The 23,794-nt window shown below is 43.7% G+C and carries 14 protein-coding genes; all 14 read left to right on the top strand.

Annotation, left to right across the window (positions count from 1 at the left end; genetic code table 11):
* Positions 1-2 precede the first annotated feature (2 nt).
* The 14 genes from G564_RS0110565 (at position 3) to sov (ending at position 23,764) form a co-directional block, all read left to right on the top strand.
* Positions 3-530: a DUF3341 domain-containing protein gene (locus tag G564_RS0110565; RefSeq protein WP_029037645.1), complete on the top strand. Its 528-nt coding sequence runs from the start codon at positions 3-5 to the stop codon at positions 528-530.
* A gap of 5 nt (positions 531-535) precedes the next feature.
* Positions 536-1,210, top strand: a complete 675-nt coding sequence (locus G564_RS0110560; RefSeq protein WP_029037644.1) for a c-type cytochrome — start codon at positions 536-538, stop codon at positions 1,208-1,210.
* 23 nt (positions 1,211-1,233) lie between these two features.
* Positions 1,234-2,628, top strand: coding sequence for a hypothetical protein (locus G564_RS0110555; protein WP_029037643.1), 1,395 nt, complete (start codon positions 1,234-1,236; stop codon positions 2,626-2,628).
* A gap of 26 nt (positions 2,629-2,654) precedes the next feature.
* Positions 2,655-3,779, top strand: a complete 1,125-nt coding sequence (locus G564_RS19055) for a cytochrome c oxidase subunit II (RefSeq protein WP_051205397.1) — start codon at positions 2,655-2,657, stop codon at positions 3,777-3,779.
* 20 nt (positions 3,780-3,799) lie between these two features.
* Positions 3,800-5,620: a cytochrome c oxidase subunit I gene (locus tag G564_RS0110545; RefSeq protein ID WP_029037642.1), complete on the top strand. Its 1,821-nt coding sequence runs from the start codon at positions 3,800-3,802 to the stop codon at positions 5,618-5,620.
* 83 nt (positions 5,621-5,703) lie between these two features.
* Positions 5,704-6,726 carry a Holliday junction branch migration DNA helicase RuvB gene (ruvB, locus tag G564_RS0110540; protein WP_029037641.1) on the top strand — a complete coding sequence of 341 codons (1,023 nt, stop codon included), beginning with the start codon at positions 5,704-5,706 and terminating at the stop codon, positions 6,724-6,726.
* 51 nt (positions 6,727-6,777) lie between these two features.
* A complete protein-coding gene (locus tag G564_RS0110535; RefSeq protein WP_029037640.1) occupies positions 6,778-7,362 on the top strand; it encodes a transposase in 585 nt (194 codons plus the stop codon).
* Positions 7,363-7,407: 45 nt separating this feature from the next.
* Positions 7,408-8,736: a cytochrome P450 gene (locus tag G564_RS0110530; RefSeq protein WP_029037639.1), complete on the top strand. Its 1,329-nt coding sequence runs from the start codon at positions 7,408-7,410 to the stop codon at positions 8,734-8,736.
* Positions 8,737-9,055: 319 nt separating this feature from the next.
* The gene (locus tag G564_RS0110525) at positions 9,056-10,429 is read left to right on the top strand and encodes an FAD-binding oxidoreductase (RefSeq protein ID WP_037373850.1); all 1,374 of its coding nucleotides are present in this window, start codon (positions 9,056-9,058) and stop codon (positions 10,427-10,429) included.
* Between the two features lie 62 nt (positions 10,430-10,491).
* Entirely contained in the window at positions 10,492-11,421 is a 930-nt protein-coding gene (gene queG, locus G564_RS0110520) for a tRNA epoxyqueuosine(34) reductase QueG (RefSeq protein WP_029037637.1), read from the top strand.
* A gap of 44 nt (positions 11,422-11,465) precedes the next feature.
* Positions 11,466-13,406 carry a trehalase family glycosidase gene (locus G564_RS0110515; protein ID WP_084625620.1) on the top strand — a complete coding sequence of 647 codons (1,941 nt, stop codon included), beginning with the start codon at positions 11,466-11,468 and terminating at the stop codon, positions 13,404-13,406.
* 165 nt (positions 13,407-13,571) lie between these two features.
* Entirely contained in the window at positions 13,572-15,866 is a 2,295-nt protein-coding gene (locus G564_RS0110510) for an NADP-dependent malic enzyme (protein ID WP_029037635.1), read from the top strand.
* A 161-nt stretch (positions 15,867-16,027) separates the two neighbouring features.
* The gene (gene ruvA, locus G564_RS0110500; protein WP_029037634.1) at positions 16,028-16,609 is read left to right on the top strand and encodes a Holliday junction branch migration protein RuvA; all 582 of its coding nucleotides are present in this window, start codon (positions 16,028-16,030) and stop codon (positions 16,607-16,609) included.
* 6 nt (positions 16,610-16,615) lie between these two features.
* Entirely contained in the window at positions 16,616-23,764 is a 7,149-nt protein-coding gene (sov, locus tag G564_RS0110495) for a T9SS outer membrane translocon Sov/SprA (protein ID WP_051205396.1), read from the top strand.
* The last annotated feature ends 30 nt before the right edge of the window (positions 23,765-23,794 follow it).

Raw genomic sequence — 23,794 nt, 5'->3', positions numbered from 1 at the left:
TAATGGCATCTAAAGTTATACACGCCCTTTATACAGATGATGACTTGCTAATGCAGGCAGTAAGGCAGGTAAGGGAAGCCCGTTACAGAATTGGAGAGATCTATACTCCGTTTCCGGTACATGGTCTTGATAAAGCCATGGGACTTGCTCCAACCAGGCTGGCAATAACCTCTTTTATTTATGGGATCATTGGTCTTCTGGTATCCATTGCCATGATGAATTTTATAATGATAGAAGACTGGCCAATGGATATTGGTGGAAAACCAAGCTTTAGCTTTCTTCAGAATATGCCGGCCTTTGTTCCTATTATGTTCGAATTGACTGTATTCTTTGCGGCTCACTTAATGGTTTTTACCTTCTTTATGAGAAGTAAACTGTGGCCTTTTAAGAATGCTGAAAATCCGGACGTAAGAACTACAGACGATCATTTCCTTATGGAGGTAGTTTTAGGGAATCACGATGCAGAGGAGCTAACCGACTTTTTATTTAAGACTGGAGCTTCAGAAATTAAATTAATAGATAACAAATAAACCCGATGAAAAGTTTATTTAGAAAATCCATATTATTCATGCTTGGTCTTAGTGTTGTTTCCTGTATGGATAACTCTAAGCCCAATTACCAGTATATGCCTAATATGCACGAAACTGTGAGCTATGAACCATATGGAGCTTACGATGTCTTCGTCAATGAACAGTCGGCTAAACTTCCTGTGGAAGGTACTGTTTCGAGAGGCTGGAGACCATACGAGTACGAAAATGATCCTGAAGGTTTTGCTGCCGCCAAGGCAGAGCTTACCAATCCGCTGCCATATACCGAAAAGAACCTTGCCAGGGGAAAAGCTCTGTTTACTGTTTATTGTGCGGTATGTCACGGGGACAAAGGAGATGGACAGGGAATTTTGGTGCAAAGAGAGAAGATCCTGGGTATTCCCCGGTTTGATGATGCAGGAAGAGCGATTACTGAAGGTGGAGTTTATCATGTACAATATTACGGCCTTAACGCAATGGGATCCTACGCTTCACAGACTTCTATTGAGGAACGTTGGCTCATTACTCATTACGTAATGAATCTCAAGAATAATCTTGAGGGAGGCCCCGAAATGGAATTTGAAGCTGAAGAAGATCTCATTCCACCCGTAAATGCCGAAAAGACCATGGAGGTAAAGGAAGATGAGTCGGCAAATGAATCAATTGATGAAACTCAAGAATAACAGCACATTAGATATTATACAATATGTACACGCTATCCAGTAAATTAAAATTATTTTCTATCATTCTTATGGTGGTAGGTCTGTTGGGCTTGGTCTACGGATTTATTGCGGCGCCTGATTCCATAGAAGATGTAAAAGAAATAATAGCATCTCATGGGGGACATGGAGAGGAACATGTACCTATTACGGGGCAGGCAGAAGATCACCTGGAAGATGATGCAAAAGGCTTTGATTTTGTGCCTTCAGAACATGAAATAAATACAGAACGTACAGATGAGCATACCAGTATAAAAGCCGGTGATGACCATGAACAGGAACACCTGGAGCATGTTCTACATCAATTACAAAACAAACCATGGGCTGCCTTATATGTTGCTGCATTCTTTTTCTTTATGATCGCACTTGGAGTTCTTGCCTTCTACGCAGTACAATATGCCGCCCAGGCGGGATGGTCTCCTGTTCTTTTCAGAGTTATGGAGGGCATTACTGCTTACCTGCTCCCCGGTAGTATCATAGTATTTGTGATCCTGGCTCTGTCTGGATTACACCTCAACCACCTTTTTGTATGGATGGATCCCGAAGTAGTTGAACACGATGAGATCATACGTAACAAAAGCGGATATCTTAATGTTCCTTTCTTTCTTATAAGAGCTGCAATTTATATCGCCGGCTGGAACCTTTTCCGATATCTAATGAGAAGAAATTCCTTGAGACAGGATGACGCAACAGATAACAGATGGTTTAAGAAAAACTTCAAACTTGCTGCAGGATTCCTTGTGTTCTTTATAGTTACTGAATCGATGATGTCCTGGGACTGGATCATGAGTCTTGATCCGCACTGGTTTAGCACCTTGTTTGGATGGTATGTATTCTCCAGTATGTTTGTTTCGGGAATTACAGTAATTGCCCTGGTAACAATCTACCTTAAGTCACGGAATTACCTGCCTTTTGTAAACGACAGTCATATTCATGACCTGGCGAAATTTATGTTCGGGATAAGTATTTTCTGGACTTATCTTTGGTTCTCTCAGTTTATGTTGATCTGGTATTCCAACATTCCGGAGGAGGTTACCTACTTCGTTTCCAGAATAGAAGATTATGGACTGGTATTCTTTGGAATGGTAGCCTTAAATTTTATCTTTCCCCTTTTACTGTTAATGAATAGTGACTTCAAACGAGTGAACTGGTTTGTGGTAATGACCGGAATAATTATCCTTTTAGGCCACTATCTGGATGTGTATGTAATGGTAATGCCGGCAACCGTGGGTGAATCCTGGTTTATAGGTATTCCTGAGTTAAGTGGACTGGCATTTTTTGGAGGATTGTTTATTTTTGTAGTTTTCAATTCGCTTACAAAAGTCCCCTTATTGGCTAAGAGAAATCCTTTTATGAAGGAAAGTGAGCATTATCACTATTAAAAGATTGTTTAAAGAGAAAAAATAAAATGACAGTATTTTTAATAATTATAGTAGTAGCATTATTTGCGATAACGCTCTGGCAACTAAGCAGGATCTTTCAATTGTCAAGGAGTACTCAATCTCTTGATGATTCGCAAATAGCAAGTGATAAGGATAACAGAATGCAGGGGAACCTCATGCTGGCATTTGGAATCGCCTTTTACATCTTCATGCTATATAATTTCTGGGCCTTTGGAGACAGAGCTTTACCTGCCGCTTCTTCAGAACATGGAGTAGATTACGACAATCTTTTATTGCTAACTATGGCGGTAATTATGTTCGTACAGGTGATCACCCAGGGTCTTCTTCATTATTTTGCCTTTAAATACAAAGGGAAAAAAGGGAACAAAGCATTATTCTTTGCAGATAATGATAAGCTGGAATTCGTCTGGACAATCATTCCGGTAATCGTACTGGCCGGATTGATCATTTACGGACTCTTCACCTGGAGTGATATTATGGATATTAATGAGGAGGATGATCCAATTGTTATTGAACTTTATGCCAAGCAGTTTAGCTGGCAGGCGCGTTATGCGGGACAGGACAATGTTCTTGGTAAGGCTAACGTAAGATTTATAGAAGGAGCTAACACCATTGGAGTGGATGAAAGCGATCCTTATGCTATGGATGATGTAATTACGGCAGAGATACATTTACCTGTGAACAGGCCGGTAGTCTTCAAAATGAGATCTCAGGATGTGCTTCACTCAGCTTATTTCCCTCACTTTAGAGCACAAATGAATGTGGTTCCGGGAATGGTTACTCAGTTTGCCTTCACTCCTACTGTTACTACCGAAGAAATTAATGAGACGGAGTACATGAGAGATAAGGTGGCGAGGATCAATGATATTAGAAAAGAAAACAGTCAGGCACTGTTGGCCGCGGGGGAAGAACCGCTGGAAGAATATGAACAGTTCGAATATTACCTGTTATGTAACAAGATCTGTGGGGTTGCTCACTACAACATGCAAATGAAAGTTGTTGTTGAAACCGAAGCAGAATTTAATGAATGGATGGCGACTCAAAAGGAGTACAGCGAGACAATGCAGTCTGCGACAGCGTCAAGAAAGTCTGCTGTAAGTGGAGCAGAGGTAGCACAGGTAGAAAATTAATAAGTTAAGAATAAAGAAATATGTCAGCATTAGGACACGTACCAGTTAATGAACACGCTCATGATGATCACCACCATGATGAGGGTAATTTCTTTACAAAATATATATTCAGCATGGATCATAAGGTTATTGCCAAGCAATACCTTTTTACCGCGCTTTTCATGGGGATCATCGGGATTGGGATGTCTGTTCTCTTCCGTATGCAACTTGCATGGCCGGCTGAATCATTTAAAATATTTGAGCTTTTCCTTGGAAAATGGGCTCCGGGAGGAGTGATGAGCCAGGAGGTCTATCTGGCTCTTGTTACCATCCACGGTACAATCATGGTATTCTTTGTACTTACTCAGGGTTTGAGTGGTACCTTTAGTAACCTTCTTATTCCTCTTCAAATTGGAGCACGGGATATGGCTTCAGGTTTTATGAACATGCTGTCTTACTGGTTGTTCTTTATTTCCTGTGTGATCATGCTCGGGTCTCTTTTTGTTGAATCGGGACCGGCTTCTGCAGGTTGGACAATTTATCCGCCTCTTAGTGCACTGCCACAGGCTATAGGAGGATCTGGATTGGGAATGACACTGTGGTTGGTTTCTATGGCCATCTTTATCGCTTCCTCTCTTCTTGGATCACTTAACTACATTGTTACCGTGATCAACCTTAGAACAAAGGGAATGTCGATGACGCGTTTGCCATTGACGATCTGGGCACTTTTCGTTACAGCTATTATCGGGGTAGTTTCCTTTCCCGTTCTTTTATCGGCAGCTTTGATGCTTATCATGGACAGAAGCTTCGGAACATCTTTCTTCCTAAGTGATATTTTCATTGGAGGTGAAGTGTTACACTATCAGGGAGGTTCTCCTATTCTTTTTGAACACCTGTTCTGGTTCCTTGGACACCCCGAAGTTTATATTGTAATACTTCCTGCCATGGGTATCGCATCAGAGATCCTGGCGACGAACTCCAGAAAACCTATTTTTGGATACCGTGCGATGATCGCCTCTATTCTTGGTATTGCTTTTCTTTCAACCATTGTATGGGGTCACCACATGTTCGTATCGGGAATGAACCCGTTCCTTGGATCTGTGTTTACCTTTACAACCTTATTGATCGCGATTCCTTCGGCAGTTAAAGCCTTTAACTGGATCACGACCATCTGGAAAGGAAATCTTCAAATGAATCCTTCAATGCTGTTCTCTATTGGTTTTGTTTCTACCTTTATCACAGGAGGTTTGACAGGGATCGTGCTTGGAGATAGTACACTTGATATTAATGTTCACGATACTTATTTTGTTGTTGCTCACTTCCACCTCGTAATGGGTATTTCTGCCCTCTACGGAATGTTTGCAGGGATCTACCACTGGTTCCCTAAAATGTTCGGGCGTATGATGAACAAGAACATGGGATATGTCCACTTCTGGATCACCATCATTGGAGCCTACGGAGTGTTCTTCCCAATGCACTTTGTGGGTATGGCAGGACTTCCAAGAAGATACTATGACAACACTGCTTTCCCGTACTTTGATGACCTTTTGGAGATCAATGTGGTGATCACCGTGTTTGCCATTATCACTGCTCTGGTACAACTGGTGTTCCTTTACAACTTCATTCATTCCATATTTGCGGGCAAGAAAGCCACAGCAAACCCATGGAATTCCAACTCTCTTGAATGGACTACACCGGTGGAACCAATCCACGGAAACTGGCCGGGTGCTATTCCACATGTTTATCGTTGGCCATACGATTACAGTAAGACAAATGAAAACGGGGAATATGTCATTGCAGGACAGGATTTTGTACCACAAGACGTCCCACTTCAAAAAGACGAAGAAGAGCTTAATCATTAAGTTCTGATCAGCTTATATCTAAAAGCCTTTTCATCCCCATGAAAAGGCTTTTTCTTTTATCTTTGTTTCTTTAATCCTTCCATATGAATGAAAACCTTGATCCTACCGGCGAAAATTTCTCTTCGGAAGAACTGGACATCGAAAGAGCATTACGGCCTCTCGAATTTGATGATTTTGCAGGTCAGGATCAGGTTTTGGATAACCTGAAGGTTTTTGTCGAGGCTGCCAACCGTCGGGGAGAAGCCCTTGATCATACGCTGTTTCACGGGCCTCCCGGATTAGGAAAAACAACTTTGGCACATATCCTTGCCAATGAACTGGGAGTAGGTATTAAAGTAACTTCAGGTCCGGTACTGGATAAACCCGGAGATCTCGCAGGGCTGCTCACCAATCTTGATGAAAGGGATGTACTTTTCATAGACGAGATCCACCGGCTGAGTGCCGTGGTAGAAGAATATCTCTACTCGGCAATGGAAGATTATAAGATCGATATCATGATCGAAACAGGGCCCAATGCCCGTTCTGTGCAGATCAATCTAAATCCATTCACTCTCATAGGTGCCACCACCCGCAGCGGATTGTTAACCGCACCTATGCGTGCCCGCTTCGGAATTTCCAGCCGGTTAGAATATTACACCACTGAACTGCTTTCAGATATTGTTCAACGTAGTGCGCAGATCCTAAAGGTGCCAATTACAATGGAGGCGGCTATTGAGATCGCCGGTCGCAGCCGCGGAACACCTCGTATTGCAAATGCCCTTTTAAGAAGGGTGCGGGATTTCGCCCAGATCAAAGGGAATGGTAGTATAGACATCGAAATTGCAAAGTACAGCCTTAAAGCATTAAACGTAGATGCCCATGGCCTGGATGAGATGGACAACAAGATCCTCACCACCATCATCGACAAATTCAAAGGTGGTCCTGTGGGAATTACAACCCTTGCCACTGCAGTGAGTGAAAGTGCCGAAACTATCGAAGAGGTCTATGAACCATTTTTAATTCAGCAGGGTTTTATACAAAGGACTCCCCGCGGCCGCGAAGTTACCGAGGCTGCATACAAACACCTGGGAAGGGTGAGAGGCGGCATTCAGGGAGGGTTGTTTTAAGATTGCAAACCTACCAGGTCTCCAAGACCTGTTAGGTTTTGAACTAAAGCTATGAAGCAGGATGTTTTAGAACCGGGAGCAACCTACCATATTTTCAATCGGGGAAATAATAAGGAGGATATATTTAAAGAGGAGGAAAATTATTATTATTTTTTAAAATTAATCCGGACTCATTTATTGCCTGTTTGTGATATCTATGCTTACTGTTTATTAGGCAAACATTTTCACTTACTTCTAAAGATCAAAGAAAAAGAAGAACTTTCACCCACCCATCAGGATAAGACTCATCTTCCATTTTCTAATTTCTTTAATGCCTATACAAAAGGAATAAATAAAAAGTACAACAGAACCGGCAGCCTCTTTCAGGAACATTTCAAAAGAAAAAGGGTTGGTGATGAGAAGTATCTTATTCAATTAATTGCCTATATTCATTTAAATCCTGTACAACATGGCTTTGTTGAAGATCATAAAAATTATAAATTTTCTTCTTTTCAGGCGTATATCGGTGCCAAACCATCCAAAATAGAGACCAGTTATATATTTTCCCTTATTGACTCTGAAATTTTTGAGCATTGGCATGATGAAAGAAGATTAAACACTAAATATTTAAATGATTTCCTGCAGGACCAGACCTAACAGGTCACAAAGACCTGGTAGGTCTAAAAGAGGCGAAGAAAGATAATGAAAAACATCAAAGCCATACCCACAGTACCGGCCTGGGAATTTTACAAAAATTCCCTGCGTATCCTCGAGAATCCGCTGATCTTTCATAATAAGAAATTTCAAAAACTGGGCGATATTTTCCGATTAAAAATTGGTCCGGGTAGCTCGGTGATCTTTTCCCGGAATGCCGCTTTTGCCCAATATGCACTTCAGAAAAATCATAAAAACTTTTCCAAAACCACGATTCAGACAAGGGATATGGCGAAGTACCTTGGAAAAGGATTACTGACGTCTGAAGGGGAGCACTGGAGAAAGCAACGCAAGCTCATCCAGCCCGCCTTTCACAAAAAACAACTGCTTGTCTTATTGAATAGCATCAAAGCGGCTATAACAACAGAGCTAAATAAAATTGAAACCGGAAAGCCTGTTGATATTTTTCCGGTGTTTAATGATCTTGCATTTCAAACTGTTGTAAAATCTTTATTTAGCAGTGCGGTAGGGCAGAAGGAGATCAACCGGCTCCAATATATTACAGAAGCCGCGCAGAAAATGCTGGTCAGGGAACTGAGACAGCCATATCTTGGCTGGTGGTTCAGTTTATCGGGAAAAATCAAAGAACATACAGATCTTACAGATGAAGCCCGGGATATCCTGAGAAAACTCATAGAGGAAAGACGGACTTCCGGAGAAAGGCAGGATGACCTGCTCGATATGCTTCTGGATGCTAAATATGAGGATGGCAGCAGTATGGAAAATGAGCAGCTGATAGATGAAATTCTCATCCTTTTCACTGCAGGTCATGAAACCACCTCAAATGCCCTTACTTTCACTGCCCAGCTTCTTGCACAGCATCCGGGAGCACAGGAGAGGATTCTGGAGGAGGTGAAAAAGGCACAACAGGAAACAAACTCCCTGGCCGAATTCATTCAGGCCTGCCCTTATACTAAAATGGTCATTGAAGAGTCCATGAGGTTATATCCTCCGGTCTACTTTATCGACCGGCTGAATAATGAAGAGGATGTTTTTGACGGATTGGAAATTCCGAAAGGTTCTACTTTGCTTTTTTCCATGTTTGAGATCCACCGGCATAAAGATCTCTGGGAGGACCCGGAAAGATTTGATCCGGAAAGATTCACAGATCCCAGAAAATATTCTTCCTGTTATTATCCTTTTGGAGCCGGCCCCAGGATGTGCATCGGAAATAATTTTGCCATGTATGAGATGATACTGACTGTGGCAGAGCTTGTTTCCAGATTTGAGATCTCCTCCTGTAAAACTGAAATTGAATTTCAACCGCTCATTACCCTGAAGCCGAAAAATTCCATTCTGAAATTTATTTTAAGGTAGTTAAGCTTCGTTGTGATTTATTTATTACCTTTAAAACTTTGATTATCAATATGATAATCAGGTTGTTCAGAGATTCCCCTCGATTTTTTCAGACTGCATCATGGCCGATCTGAAATCATACCCCTGTAAATATTCCTCATTCATAACTTCCCGCTTCTGGGCAGGAAAACGAAGATTCCTTTTCTAAAGCTTATTCTCCAAACCTGCCTGGTCCTATTCTTCCCTTTCATTAAGAATAGACCTGCCTACAGCACAGGACCTGGTTATGCTATTCCCCGAAAAGCATTGAATTATAGTTGAATCATTAAAATAAAATATTATGGAAGCAAAAATTGAAGAGCTGAAAAGCCGTATTAAGGGCAGGATCATTCAACCACAGGACGGGGAGTATGATGAAGCCAGGAAGATCTACAACGGGATGATCGATAAACATCCCGGTATAATTTTGAAGTGCAGGGATAAAGAAGATGTCATACAGGCGGTGAACTTTGGCAGGGAAAATAACCTGGAGGCATCAATTCGCAGTGGAGGACATAGCGGCGCAGGCCTTGCGCTGTGTGAGGATGGGCTGGTAATTGATCTTTCTGAAATGAAGGAAATTCATGTAGATCCCGAAAACCGTACAGCTGTCATTGCCCCGGGTAACATGCTTAGGGAAATTGACAAGGCCACTCATGAACATGGACTGGCTTTACCAAGTGGGATTATTGGGACTACCGGAATTGGCGGAATCACCCTGGGAGGAGGAATAGGTTATTTAAGTCGCAAGGGTGGTTTAACTATTGATCACCTGCTCGAGGCCGAAGTTGTTCTGGCTTCAGGCGAACTGGTAAAAGCAAATAAAGATGAGAATCCAGATCTTTTCTGGGCGCTGCGTGGTGGCGGCGGAAACTTTGGGGTGGTAGTATCCTTTACATTCAGTCTCATTCCGGTGAAAAATGTATATGCAGGACCAATGTTCTGGCCTCTCGAAAAAGCCGGAGAGGCAATGAATTTTTATGATGACCTCATGCAGAATGCGTCCAACGACCTTTATGGTTTTTTTGCCTTTCTCATTGTGCCTCCCGGAGATCCGTTTCCCAAAGAGCTGCATATGAAAAACGTCTGCGGAGTGGTATGGAATTATACGGGACCTATGGAAAAGGCTGAAGAAGTTTTTAGACCTATAAGGGAATTTGGTCCGCCCATCCTGGATTTCGTTAGTGAAATTCCCATGCCGGCACTGAACACCATGTTTGATGATCTTTATCCCAGCGGATTACAGTGGTACTGGAAAGCCCATTTTATTAAGGAGTTGACTGATGAAAGCATCAGGGTAAATATAGAACACGGATCTAAGATCCCTACTTTTCATTCTACAACCCACCTTTATCCTGTTAATGGAGCCGTTCATGATGTAGCTTCTGAAGATACCGCCTGGGCAAACCGCGGGGCGAAATATTCCCAGGTCATTGTAGGCGTTTCACCTGAAGCCGATGATGCTGAAGAGATCACTGCGTGGGCAAAAGATTATTACCAGGATTTAATGCCATATGCAGCCGGGGGAGCTTACGTGAACTTCATGATGAATGAGGAAGACGGCAGAGTGGAGGATTCTTATGGTACAAACTTTAAACGTCTGGGTCAGATCAAGAAGAAATACGATCCACAGAATTTCTTTCATATCAACCAGAATATAGAACCCTGTGATTGAGTTATAATTTCCTGTTCTGGAATAACATTTGTACAATAAATGCAATAGTTTTGCAGGGTACAGTGAATACAAGATCAAAATATTCCAATCTTATCAAAACCGAAGCTAAACGCCTCGGTTTTTTGTCATGCGGTATCTCCAAAGCCGAATTTCTCGAGGAGGAAGCGCCACGCCTGGAAGAATACCTTCAAAAACAAAGACATGGAAAAATGTCATTTTTAGAGAACTATTTCGACAAGCGCCTGGATCCCACCAGGCTCGTGGAGGGTTCTAAAAGTGTAATTTCCCTGCTGCTCAACTATTACCCTGAAGAACAACAGCGGGAGGATTCCTATAAGATCAGTAAATACGCCTACGGTACAGATTATCACTTCGTGATCAAGGATAAGCTGAAAAGTTTACTGCAGTTCATACAGCAGGAAATTGGAGAGGTGGAAGGCAGAGCATTTGTGGATTCGGCGCCGGTTATGGACAAGGCCTGGGCTGCCAAAGCGGGTCTTGGCTGGGTTGGAAAACACACGCTGTTGCTGTCAAAGCAAAAAGGCTCTTTCTTCTTTGTAGCCGAGTTAATTATCGATCTCGAGCTGGAATACGACACGCCGGTGACAGATCATTGCGGCAGCTGTACTGCCTGTATTGATGCCTGCCCTACAGATGCCATAGTAGAACCTTATAAGGTGGACGGGAGTAAATGTATTTCCTATTTCACGATTGAGCTTAAAGAAGAGCTGCCACAGGAGATGAAAGGCAAGTTTGAAGATTGGGCTTTTGGCTGCGACATTTGCCAGGACGTATGTCCCTGGAACCGTTTTTCACAATCGCATAATGAGCCACTTTTCAATCCGCATCCCGAATTGCTGAGCATGAGCAAAAAAGACTGGGAAGAGATCACCGAAGATACTTTTAGAAAGGTGTTTAAGAAGTCGGCGGTCAAAAGAACCAAGTACAGCGGACTCACCCGCAACATAAAATTCCTCAAAAAAGATTCCTGATCTTCTTTTTGAGAATTTGTAACTTTCTGTTTCAAGCAAAAGTTATGGTCTCAAAAAAGCTATTTTCAGTCATTATTTATTTTTGTCTCCTTACAGGATTTTCTGTCACGGCACAGGAGCTTCAGCTAAAGACAGAACATACCATGCAGCGGCTTCTGCAGCAGGCCGATACAGATGGAGATAAAAAGATCACCATTGAAGATGAGCCAAAAAAGCCATTTTTGGCACCTCTTTCAGGAGGAGATTCCCTGGCGATCAGTGAGATCTATTATCTCTCTAATTTACTTCAGGAGCTGGCCATAGCCCGGTCCGAAGAAAGGGAGACCCTGAAAATTTCCGTCGAAAAAATTAAAGAAGCTCCCACCCAGCGCATTTCCCGGCGGATAAGAGAGCAGTTCTGGGATGATCTTACCCGCACTATTGACAGGGAAGGCATAGAAAGAATTCTTCAGGATTCAAAAGCCGAAGACAGTGTACAACGGCTTTATGTACCGGCGACAGATTCTGTAGGGATCAGGTACTACAAGGATCTTCAGAAGGAATTCGAAGGTTTTGAGGTGGTGGTACTTCCGAAGGAAATCAGTCCGCAATACGTAAAGTCCATCAATGACAAACCGGGTCTCCTGGCGCTGGAGCTCGAAAATGGGAAAGGAGTTCCTTTTGTGGTACCCGGCGGCAGGTTCAATGAAATGTATGGCTGGGACAGCTATTTTGAAGGAGTGGGGCTTTTACTTGATGACCGCCTGGACCTGGCAAAAGCCATGGTCGACAACTTTGTGTACCAGATCGATCACTACGGAAAGATCCTCAACGCCAACAGATCTTATTACCTCACCCGAACACAGCCACCCTTCATGTCTTCTTTCGTTCGGGAAGTCTATGAAGCCATGCCCGAAAAGAATGAAGCATGGCTTCGGAAATCTTTGGGGGCCGCTATAAAAGAATATGAACAGGTGTGGATGGTGGAAGGCGAGAGACTTACAGAGAACGGGCTTAACCGGTATTTTGCACAGGGAATAGGTATTCCGCCTGAAACTGAGGAAGGACATTTTGAGGAAGTGCTGAAGAAATTTGCCGCAAAACATAAGTTGAAGGTTTCAGAATTTGTTGAAAAATACCAGTCGGGAGAAATCGGGGACAGGGAGCTGGATGAATATTTCAGACATGACCGGAGCCTGCGGGAAAGCGGCCACGATACTTCCTGGAGGCTGGAAGATCGGGCAGCACACTTGAATACGGTGGACCTCAATTCCCTTTTGTATAAATACGAGAAAGATTTCGAATACCTGATAGACAAATACTTTGATGACAGGTTTACAACTTCCGAAGGGAAAACCTACACCGGGGACTATTGGGAGGATAAAGCTGAAGAGCGAAAAGAGTTGATGAATCAGTATCTGTGGAATGAGGAGAAAGGGAGTTTCTTTGATTACAACTTTAAAAAAGGGGAGCAAACCGGGTATATTTCGGCTACCAATTTTTATCCCTTGTGGAGCGGCATGGCTTCCGAAGAACAGGCGAAAATGATGCTTCCAAATCTTATTAAAGATCTAAAGGCGACAGGAGGAATTCTTTCTACCGCAAGATCTTCCGTAGAAGAAACTGCGACTAGTGAAGTGCAGCGGCAGTGGGATTATCCAAACGGCTGGGCACCGCATCAAATGCTGCTATGGCAGGGATTGATTGACTATGGCTTTGAAAAGGAGGCTCACGAACTTATTTATCGCTGGTTATATATGATCACCAGAAATGCTGTCGATTACAATGGGACCATTCCCGAAAAATATGATGTGGTGAATGCTACCCATAAAGTCTATGCAGAATATGGAAATGTAGGAACAGAATTCGATTATATCACCACCTCGGGATTTGGCTGGATGAATGCTTCATACCAATTGGGATTGGATCTTCTTCCGCAGGAATACAGGAAAAAACTGGATGATCTGGTGCCACCGGAGAGGTTGGATCTACTGAGGCGCGATTAATCACGCCTCCACTTGAGGTAAAGCTGCGATATATCGCAGTCCGACCTCTTATAGTAAAGCTGCGATTTATCGCAGCTCCGCAGTCAGCAGTAAAAACTTGATCTCTATCAGTAGCCATAAAACCGAAACTCTTTACCTTTGCCTGACCTGACCAAACAGGAAATTATGAAGAACGAACGCAAAAGACGTGAAGCTTTAGTATACCACGCAAAGCCCCATCCGGGGAAAATTCAGGTGGTGCCTACCAAAAAATATTCTACTCAGCGGGACCTTTCGCTCGCGTATTCTCCGGGAGTGGCCGAGCCCTGCCTGGAGATCCATAAAAATGTGGAGAATGTTTACAAGTATACTACCAAGGGTAACCTGGTGGCGGTGATCTCTAACGGGACGGCCGTTCTTGGTCTCGGGGACATAGGTCCCGAAGCTTCCAAACCTGTAATGGAAGGGAAAGGATTGCTTTTCAAGATCTTTGCCGATATCGATGTGTTTGACATTGAAGTGGATACTAAAGATGTTGATGCTTTTGTGGAGACAGTGAAAAATATTGCGCCTACTTTCGGCGGTATCAATCTGGAAGACATTGCAGCGCCCGAAGCTTTTGAGATCGAGCGAAGACTTAAAGAGGAACTGGACATTCCGGTGATGCACGATGATCAGCATGGTACTGCGATCATTTCGTCGGCCGCCTTGCTAAATGCTCTTGATCTGGCTAATAAAAAAATTGGAAAGGTCAAGGTGGTGATCTCGGGTGCAGGTTCTGCAGCGATCGCTTGTGCCAATCTCTACGTCTCTCTGGGTGTAAAAGTGGAAAACATCATTATGTTCGATGTTAAAGGAGCTTTGCATCAGGGCCGGGAGGATCTTTCCGAACTTCAGAAGCGGTTTGCGGGAAAGAAAAAATATGAAAATCTGTCGGCTGCAATGGATGGAGCCGATGTATTCCTGGGGCTTTCGGTGGGGAATATTGTCACTCCCGAAATGCTGAAGAAAATGGCCAAACGGCCTATTGTTTTTGCAATGGCCAATCCGGAGCCTGAAATTGATTACGACCTGGCTATTGCTACCAGAAAGGATATTATTATGGCAACCGGCCGTAGCGATCATCCCAACCAGGTCAATAACGTGCTGGGATTCCCATTTATTTTCAGGGGAGCTTTGGATGTGAGAGCAACCAAGATCAACGAAGAAATGAAGATGGCAGCGGTGAAAGCTCTTGCCAGGCTGGCCAAAGATCCGGTTCCCGAACAGGTGAATATCGCCTATGGAGAGACCAAACTCAACTTTGGTAAAGATTATATAATTCCCAAACCATTTGATCCACGTTTAATCACTCAGATTCCTCCTGCTGTGGCAAAAGCTGCCATGGAGACAGGAGTTGCCAAACACCCAATTCTTGATTGGGCCCGTTATGAAGATGAGCTGCTGGAGAGAATGGGTAATGACAATAAGATCACCCGCCTTCTTATGAACCGTGCAAAAATGGATCCTAAGAAGGTTATTTTTGCCGAGGCAGATCACCTTGATGTTTTAAAGGCTGCACAGATCGTGTATGACGAAGGAATAGCGAAACCTATTCTGATGGGAAGAAAGGATGTCATTGAGGAACTGATGCGGGAAATCGATTTTCATGCAGATGATGTCCCGATCATTGATTCAAAATCTGACGCTGAAAACGACCGTCGTAACCGCTATGCAGATGTGTACTGGCAAACCAGGAAACGAAAGGGTGTTACGCGTTATGATGCCCAGCTGCTCATGCGTCAGAGAAACTATTTCGCCGCCATGATGGTGAATGAGGGAGATGCAGATGCGCTGCTTTCAGGATATTCAAGGGCTTATCCTACAGTGCTGCGGCCTATGCTGGAGCTGATAGGAAAGGCTAAAGGAGTTTCTAAGGTTGCGGCCACAAACCTTATGAATACTTCACGTGGACCATTGTTTATTAGTGATACTTCGGTAAATATTGATCCTACTGCAAAGGAACTCGGAAAGATAGCCCAGATGACGGCGCGAACAGTAAGGCTTTTTGGAATGGAGCCGGTAATTGCCATGATCTCCTATGCAAACTTTGGTTCTTCCCAGAATGAAAAAGCTGCAAAAGTAAAAGAGGCAGTAGATTATCTTCATCGCTTCTATCCCGACCTTATAGTTGACGGTGAAATGCAAACAGATTTTGCCCTCAACAGCGAAATGCTGCAAAAGAAATTTCCGTTTTCAAAACTTGCCGGCCGTAAGGTTAATACATTAGTGTTTCCTAACCTGGATGCAGGAAACAGTAATTACAAGTTGCTTAAGGAGCTGAATAAATCTGAATCTGTAGGGCCAATCCTTATGGGAATGAACAAACCTGTACACGTTCTCCAGCTAGGTGCCAGTGTAGAGGAGATCGTTAATATGACCGCTGTTGCAGTGGTTGACGCACAGGAAAAGGAGCGGAAGGCCAAACGGGAGCAGCAGTAAATTTTAGAAAGAATGAAGTGGGAAAGGATGATTTTCTTTCCCACTTTGATTTTTCTAAAACACCTGAAGAATTGCCCTTTTCGGGAGGTAAGTAATGCTGTAATTCTTATTTTCCTATCCTGTTTATTTTCTTACATTTGGCCTAAGAATATCCTTATTTCATGATCTATAGCATAAAAGGCCGGCTGGTTGAAAAAAATCCTACCAATGTAGTGATCGATTGCAACGGAGTCGGATATTTCATTCACATTTCCCTGCATACCTATTCCCAGATTTCTTCGGAAGAATCTTTACAACTTTACACACATTTACAGGTAAAGGAAGATTCTCATACCCTTTATGGGTTTTGGGAAAAAAGCGAACGGGAGATCTTCAGGTTATTGATCTCTGTTTCCGGAGTGGGTGCAAGCACCGCCCGTAGTATGCTGTCTTCCCTGGAACCGCGGCAGATAATGGAGGCTATTGCCGCAGGAGACGTGGCAACGGTTCAGGGAATAAAGGGAATTGGAGCGAAAACCGCACAGCGGGTGATAATAGATCTTAAGGATAAAATTTTAAAAGTCTTTGGAATTGATGAAGTTTCTGCTCCAAAAAGCAATACAAACCGGGAAGAAGCGTTATCTGCTTTAGAGACTTTAGGCTACACCCGTAAGCAATCTGAAAAGGTGGTCGAGAGAATTGTGAAGGAAGAACCCGATGCTACGGTAGAGTCTCTTATAAAGCAGGCACTTAAAAAACTATAAATTCCATTGGGGCAGAACTACAACCATCGGTTTTGGCTTGCAAATACCATTGCACTCGTTTGTGTACTGGCATTCTCTTTGCCTGCCCTTGCTCAGGATACCATAGTTCAACAGGATACTACTAAAACAGGCTACTCCCTGGGAAAACTACGTCTGCCCGATCCCACCAGCATTGTCGCTTCCTATACCTATGATCCAATCCTGGACCGGTACATTTATACCCAGACCCTCGGGAATATTAATATTACTGCCCCGCTTATACTTACTCCCGAAGAATATCAGGAGCTGGTGATAAGGGAAGAAATGCAACGCTATTTTCAGGAAAAGTCCGATGCTCTTTCCGGCCGTAAGTTCGGGACCGAGGAGGACCAGCGGGACCTGTTACCCGGGTTTTATGTGAATTCCGATTTTTTTCAGAATATTTTTGGAGGGGGTGACATTGAATTGATCCCGCAGGGATCTGTTGCACTTGATCTTGGAGTGCTTTACTCAAAAAGAGACAATCCTGCCTTTTCTCCCCGAAACAGAAGTACCTTCACCTTCGATTTTGATCAGCGCATTCAGTTAAGCCTTCTGGGAAATATTGGCGAGCGGCTCAAAGTAACTGCCAATTACGACACCGAATCTACCTTTGATTTTCAAAACCAGTTAAAGCTTGAATATACTCCCACCGAAGATGACATCATCCAAAAGATCGAAGTGGGGAATATCAATATGCCGCTGAATTCTGCTTTAATACAGGGCGCACAAAGTCTTTTCGGGATAAAAACCCAGTTGCAGTTTGGTAAAACACGTATTACGGGAGTTTTTTCTGAACAGAAATCTGAACGCCGCACGGTAAATGTTGAAGGTGGGGCCACGGTCCAGGAATTTGACAGGTTTGCCATAGAGTACGATGAAAACAGGCACTTCTTTCTCGCGCATTACTTTCGGGACAACTATGACGAAGCTCTCGAAAATTATCCTTTTATAAATTCCAATATCCAGATCACCCGGGTACAGATCTGGGTGACTAACAGGACCAATAATGTCCAGAACCTTACCGATACCCGGAATATTGTTGCCATTCAGGATCTTGGGGAATCTCCGGTGCCGGGAAATATAGGACTGGATAATCCGCCGGCGGGATTTTTTAATCAACCGGCCGGTTCATTTGCAGATAACCGCAATAACGACCTTAATCCCTTTGGGATCAATGGACCACAGGAATCGGTGCTAACTCCTGCAATCAGGGATGTGGCGAGAGTGGAGTCAGGTTTTGGAGGCCTGCAGGTTTCTGAAGGCCGGGATTACGTTAAGCTGGAAAACGCCCGGCAGCTAAAACCTACTGAATACAGGTTGAATCCGCAATTAGGTTACATTTCCCTTAATCAGCGACTGGCAAGTGATGAAATTCTTGGAGTTGCTTTTCAGTACACCGTGGGAGGAGAGGTTTACCAGGTAGGAGAGTTTGCCAATGACGGGATTGAGGCTTCAGGAGGAACGGGAATTGAATCCACTGTTTCCCAGAACCTTGTGGTGAAGATGCTCAAAAGTTCAGTCACAAATGTGGACGAACCGGTTTGGGATCTTATGATGAAAAACATTTATAATCTTGGAGCCTTTAATCTCGAGAGGGATGACTTCAGGATGAATATTGTATATACAGATCCGCAGCCACTCAATTACATTACAGGAGCCGGGGGAGAGCCCCTTCCCGAGGATGTGGAGCAAACAACATTACTGCGGGTTTTTAACCTCGACAATCTTAACATCAATGGAGATCCAATCGCCAGTGGGGACGGATTCTTTGATTTTGTTCCGGGAATCACCATTAACCCCGAAACAGGAAATATCATCTTCACCTCTGTTGAGCCTTTTGGGGAATACCTGTTCAGGAAGCTTGATCCCAACCCGAATGCCGGACCCGAAGATTACCGGATCCCCGAAACCTGGAATGCCAATCAACAGAAATATGTTTTCAGGGCACTTTATAACACTACCAAGACCCAGGCAGAACAACAGCAGGCCGAAAAGAATAAATTTCAGCTGCGTGGAAGGTATAAATCTTCAAATGTTGAAGGTATTCCCATTGGCGCCTTTAATGTGCCCCAGGGTTCTGTAACCGTTACCGCGGGGGGCAGGGTGCTGCAGGAAGGAGTTGATTATGTTGTGAACTACCAGTTTGGGAGGGTGCAGATCCTGGATGAGGCCTTGCTGGCTTCCAATATTCCAATCCAGATATCAACCGAGAATAATGCCCTTTTTGGACAGCAAACAAAACGCTTTACCGGTTTACACGTGGAGCATATGTTCAACGAGAACTTTTTAGTAGGGGCCACTTATCTTAATCTGAATGAAAGGCCTCTTACCCAAAAATCCAATTACAGCTACGAACCTATAAACAATACCATTCTTGGTCTAAATCTGAATTATTCTACAGAATTGCCATTTTTGACCCGCTGGGTAAACAGGCTTCCCAACATAGATACAGATGTTGTTTCAAATCTGTCTCTTCGCGGGGAGGTGGCTTATCTATTACCAGGGGCCCCGAAAGGCAGCGAATTTGAAGGCAGGGCCACTACTTATGTAGATGATTTTGAGGCTGCACAAACCTCTATTGCCATAGATAATCCGCTGGGATGGGAACTGTCCAGTGTGCCTTTGGACTTTGGGGGAGAACTGGCTAATGGGGATCTTGCCACAGGATACAAAAGAGCTAAACTGGCCTGGTATAGCATTGATCCAATTTTCTACGGAAGCAGCAGACCTTCTGGCGTAACAGATTCCGATCTTTCCAGTTATGCTACCCGAAGGGTTTTTCTGGATGAGATCTTTCCTAATGTAGATGTTGTACAGGGGCAGTCACAGGTGCTGTATACATTGGACCTGGCATATTATCCAAATATTCGCGGACCTTACAATTATAGTCCTGCTGCTGCAGGAAGTAATAACCTGCCAAATCCTTCTCAAAATTTTGGGGGTATCTCCCGTGCATTGAACGCTACGAACTTCGAACAAAGTAACGTGGAGTACATTGAATTCTGGCTTATGGATCCTTTTATCTATCAGGAAAATGCCGGCAATGACGGAGGGAAACTGGTATTCAACCTTGGAAATATTTCAGAAGATGTCGTGAAGGATGGAAGGAAGCAATATGAAAATGGATTACCTGTAGACGGGGGAGCGCAAAACACAACTCCTACCGAATTTGGTAAGGTGCCTTCCAACCAGTCGCTTATTTACGCCTTTAATACAGAAGGACAGGAAAGACTGAACCAGGACATAGGTTATGACGGACTATCTGATGCAGAAGAGGCAGCCAGATTCCCCGGCTTCGCTAATCTTCCTGATCCTGCAGCAGACAATTATGAGTATTTTCTGAATGCTTCCGGCAGTATCCTTAACCGCTATTTCAATTATAACGGGCTCGAGGGGAATTCTCCGCCGGAGGTCACCAATACCAACCGTGGAAATACTACCCTGCCAACTGTTGAGGATTTAAACCGGGACAATACCATGAACACGGTGGATAGCTATTTCGAATATGAAGTGGAGCTATTCCCGAATATGAATATTGACAACAGCCGGTATGTGACCGATGTTAAATCTTTCTCCACTACTTTGCCTAACGGGCAGGAATTGCCGGTAAGATGGTTGCAGTTCAAAGTGCCGATCTATGAACCTACTGCAGCTAAAGGTGGAATAGGGGATTTTCGATCTATCAGGTTTATGAGAATGTATCTTACACAGTTTGAAGATCCCACTGTGTTACGTTTTGGAACCATGGATCTCGTAAGGGGAGACTACCGCCGGTATACACAATCACTTGATCCCGATAAATCTGATCCCGCAACAGAAAATACCACTTTTACAGTTGCTTCAGTAAGTATTGAAGATAATGAGAACCGCCAGCCTATTCCTTATGTACTTCCGCCGGGAGTAGAGCGGGAAGAGCTGCTTAATAATAATACCAGAATCCGCCAAAACGAGCAATCTCTTTCCCTTAATGTATGTGACCTTGAACCCCAGGATTCAAGAGGTGTTTACAAGAATTTTCAGGTGGATATGCGACAGTACAAGAACCTGGAAATGTTCATACATGCAGAAGCCCTTGTCAACAGGCCTGCATGGAGGGAAGGAGAACTGGTGGCATTTTTAAGAATAGGTACAGACTTCACAGATAATTTTTATCAGGTAGAGATCCCGCTCAAGCCTACGGAATTTGGAGCTGCAAGTGCTTCAGAAATATGGCCGGCAGAGAACAGGATGAATCTTTCTCTACAGCTGCTTCAGGAGGTGAAGGCAAAGGTTATTGGAGATCCTAATGTGGTGTCTACAGAACTTAATTTCTTCAGCGAAGAAGGAAACCCTGTAGCTGCAGATGATCCCTATGAGATTGGAAGAATGAGAATAGGGATTAAAGGAAATCCCAGTTTTGGAAATGTGCGTATGCTTATGTTGGGTGTCAAAAATGGTCTTCCCGATGCTGCTTCAAGAAACCTGTGTGGGGAAGTCTGGTTCAATGAACTCCGTCTCTCAGATTTGAACAATGAAGGAGGATGGGCAGCCATTGTCAACATGGACGCCAATGTTGCCGATTTCGCTAACCTTTCTGCTACCGGTCGGAAAAGTACCGTAGGTTTTGGAGCTCTGGGACAAGGTCCTAACCAGAGAAGCCGTGAAGACCTGCTGCAGTATGACGTAGTGAGTAATTTGAACATGGGGCAGCTGCTTCCACGAAACTGGGGTATAAGGATTCCGGTAAGCTATAGCTATGGGGAGGAGTTGATCACTCCAAAGTATGATCCCGAATATCTTGACCTGGAGCTGGAGACAGTGCTGGACAACGCTGCTACCCGGGAACGCCGGGATGACCTGCGGGAGAGAGCCGAGGATTATACAAGACGCCAGAGCATCAATGTTATTGGTTTGCGAAAAGAAAGAGTGGGAGAGTCAAAACCTATGCCTTATGATGTAGAGAATCTAACCCTTTCAGGAAGTTATAATCAGGTTGATCACAGGGATTTTGAAATTGAGGATGCCTTTGATCAAAATGTAAGGGTAGGAGCTACCTATGACTATAGCTTTGCACCGGTCAATATCGAGCCCCTCCGGAATGTCCAGGCCCTTGACAGCAGTGCATATTTTGCCCTTTTAAGAGATTTTAATTTTAATGTTTTTCCTTCTAATATTACTGCCAGCTCCACAATTTTCAGGCAGTATAATGAACAAACATTCAGGGAGATCAATTTGCCGCCGGGATTCATTAATGGTATTCCTACGCTTTACCAGAGAAACTTCCTTTTCGACTGGCAGTATACCATTAATTATAACTTCACAAAAAGTCTCCGGCTTAACTTTGATTCCTCGACCAACAGGATCGTAAGGAATTATCTTGATGATGAGAACAATCCCGATACTACCACCGGTGTTTGGGATGGTTTTTTTAATGTGGGAATTCCGAATCAACACTTCCAGTCCTTGCAGCTGAATTATGATCTGCCTTTTTCAAAGGTTCCGGCTCTGGAGTTCATAAAAGCGACCTACTCCTATACGGGAAATTTTCAGTGGGAGCGGGGCTCAGAGATTTATCAGACGCTTGAGAACGTGCCCGATCTTGGTAATAGTGTTCAAAACTCTAATTCTCACCAGGTGAATGCCAACCTTGAGATGCAAACCCTTTATAACTATGTGGGACTTAAGAAGCGTACAAGAGAGGGAGCAGGGGGAACGATAAGGGAGCGCAGCAGGGCAGTTCCCACTCTGGGGCAAAAGGAAGACCCGGCGCCGCAGGTTCCCGAAGAAACTGAAAGATTAAGTGCAGGGGACAGAACTTACAATACCTTTGTAGGCTTGCTTACTTCCATTAAGAGGCTTCAGCTAAATTACCAGGAGACAAACGGTATTTTCTTACCGGGATATACTAACGGTATTGGATTCATGGGCACCTGGGATCCTACTTTCGGGTTTACTCTTGGAAGCCAGGAAGAGATAAGATATATGGCTGCGCGTAAAGGCTGGCTCACCCTTTACCAGGATTTTAATCAGCGCTATACAGAAGTTGAGAATGAGCAGCTGGGGATCAATGCTGAGGTGATCCTCGTTCCTGATCTTACCATAGAGCTCACCGCTGCCAGAATGTATTCTGAAACATTTCAGGAAAACTACAGGGTGATAGGTGATCAATATCTGCCGCTCACACCTATGACCTTTGGGAATTTCAATATTTCCACGGTGCTCCTTAGAACAGCATTTAATCAGAGTACAGCCGAATCTTCTGCTAATTTCCGGGAGTTTAGAGAGAACAGGCTGGAAGTGGCCAGAAGGCTTGCACTAGCTAACGGTGTAGATCCAAATAATACCGATGCTTTTGGATATCCTGTAGGCTATGGAAGGAACAGTCAGGACGTATTGCTTCCGGCATTTCTTGCTGCCTACACGGGAGGAGATCCCGGGAATATCACCCTGAATGCCTTCAGGGATTTCCCGTTACCTAACTGGAATCTTAAATACACCGGATTTATGCGTATGCCGTGGTTCAGACAAAACTTTAGAAGATTTTCGGTCAATCATGGATACAAGGCAGGTTATACCATTAACCAGTTCCAGTCTAACCTGGATTATGATCCTGCTAATGAAAGAGCGGTTGACCAGGCCGGGAACTTTAAGAGCGAGCTGTTATACTCAAATGTCAACCTTACCGAACAATTCAGTCCGCTGATCCGTCTGGACATGGAAATGAATAACTCGGTAAAGATCCTTGCCGATATTCAAAAAGACCGCGCTCTTTCTCTTAGTTTTGATAATAACCTGTTGACCGAAATAAGTGGTAATCAATATACCCTCGGCCTGGGCTACAGAATTAAAGACCTCAAAATTGATACAAAGGTTGGAGGACGTCAAAGGATCCTGAGCAGCGATCTTAATTTCAAAGCAGATATTTCTTACCGGCACAATGAAACAGTAATAAGATACCTCGATATTGAGAACAGTCAGGTAACAGCCGGACAGGACATATGGGCAATTAATTTCACTGCAGATTATGCGTTGTCAAAAAATCTCACGGCGCTTGTTTACTATGATCACAGTTTCTCTGAATACGCTATTTCTACCGCTTATCCCCAAACGACAATCCGGTCTGGAATAACTTTGAGATATAACTTCGGAAATTAAAGATCGGGACTTGAAAAAAAGGATTAAAAA

Source organism: Salinimicrobium xinjiangense DSM 19287, from assembly GCF_000423585.1.
Lineage (GTDB): Bacteria > Bacteroidota > Bacteroidia > Flavobacteriales > Flavobacteriaceae > Salinimicrobium > Salinimicrobium xinjiangense.
Note: the sequence above shows the minus strand (reverse complement) of the source record. Positions and strands in the feature narration are given on the sequence as shown.

Bases quoted from the DNA above. Each gene is read 5' to 3' on its own strand.
- G564_RS0110565 (WP_029037645.1), top strand. From the start codon at position 3: ATGGCATCTAAAGTTATACACGCCCTTTATACAGATGATGACTTGCTA.
- ruvB (WP_029037641.1), top strand. From the start codon at position 5,704: ATGAATGAAAACCTTGATCCTACCGGCGAAAATTTCTCTTCGGAAGAA.
- ruvA (WP_029037634.1), top strand. From the start codon at position 16,028: ATGATCTATAGCATAAAAGGCCGGCTGGTTGAAAAAAATCCTACCAAT.
- G564_RS0110555 (WP_029037643.1), top strand. From the start codon at position 1,234: ATGTACACGCTATCCAGTAAATTAAAATTATTTTCTATCATTCTTATG.
- G564_RS0110515 (WP_084625620.1), top strand. From the start codon at position 11,466: ATGGTCTCAAAAAAGCTATTTTCAGTCATTATTTATTTTTGTCTCCTT.
- G564_RS0110535 (WP_029037640.1), top strand. From the start codon at position 6,778: ATGAAGCAGGATGTTTTAGAACCGGGAGCAACCTACCATATTTTCAAT.
- G564_RS0110510 (WP_029037635.1), top strand. From the start codon at position 13,572: ATGAAGAACGAACGCAAAAGACGTGAAGCTTTAGTATACCACGCAAAG.
- G564_RS19055 (WP_051205397.1), top strand. From the start codon at position 2,655: ATGACAGTATTTTTAATAATTATAGTAGTAGCATTATTTGCGATAACG.
- G564_RS0110545 (WP_029037642.1), top strand. From the start codon at position 3,800: ATGTCAGCATTAGGACACGTACCAGTTAATGAACACGCTCATGATGAT.
- G564_RS0110560 (WP_029037644.1), top strand. From the start codon at position 536: ATGAAAAGTTTATTTAGAAAATCCATATTATTCATGCTTGGTCTTAGT.
- G564_RS0110525 (WP_037373850.1), top strand. From the start codon at position 9,056: ATGGAAGCAAAAATTGAAGAGCTGAAAAGCCGTATTAAGGGCAGGATC.
- G564_RS0110530 (WP_029037639.1), top strand. From the start codon at position 7,408: ATGAAAAACATCAAAGCCATACCCACAGTACCGGCCTGGGAATTTTAC.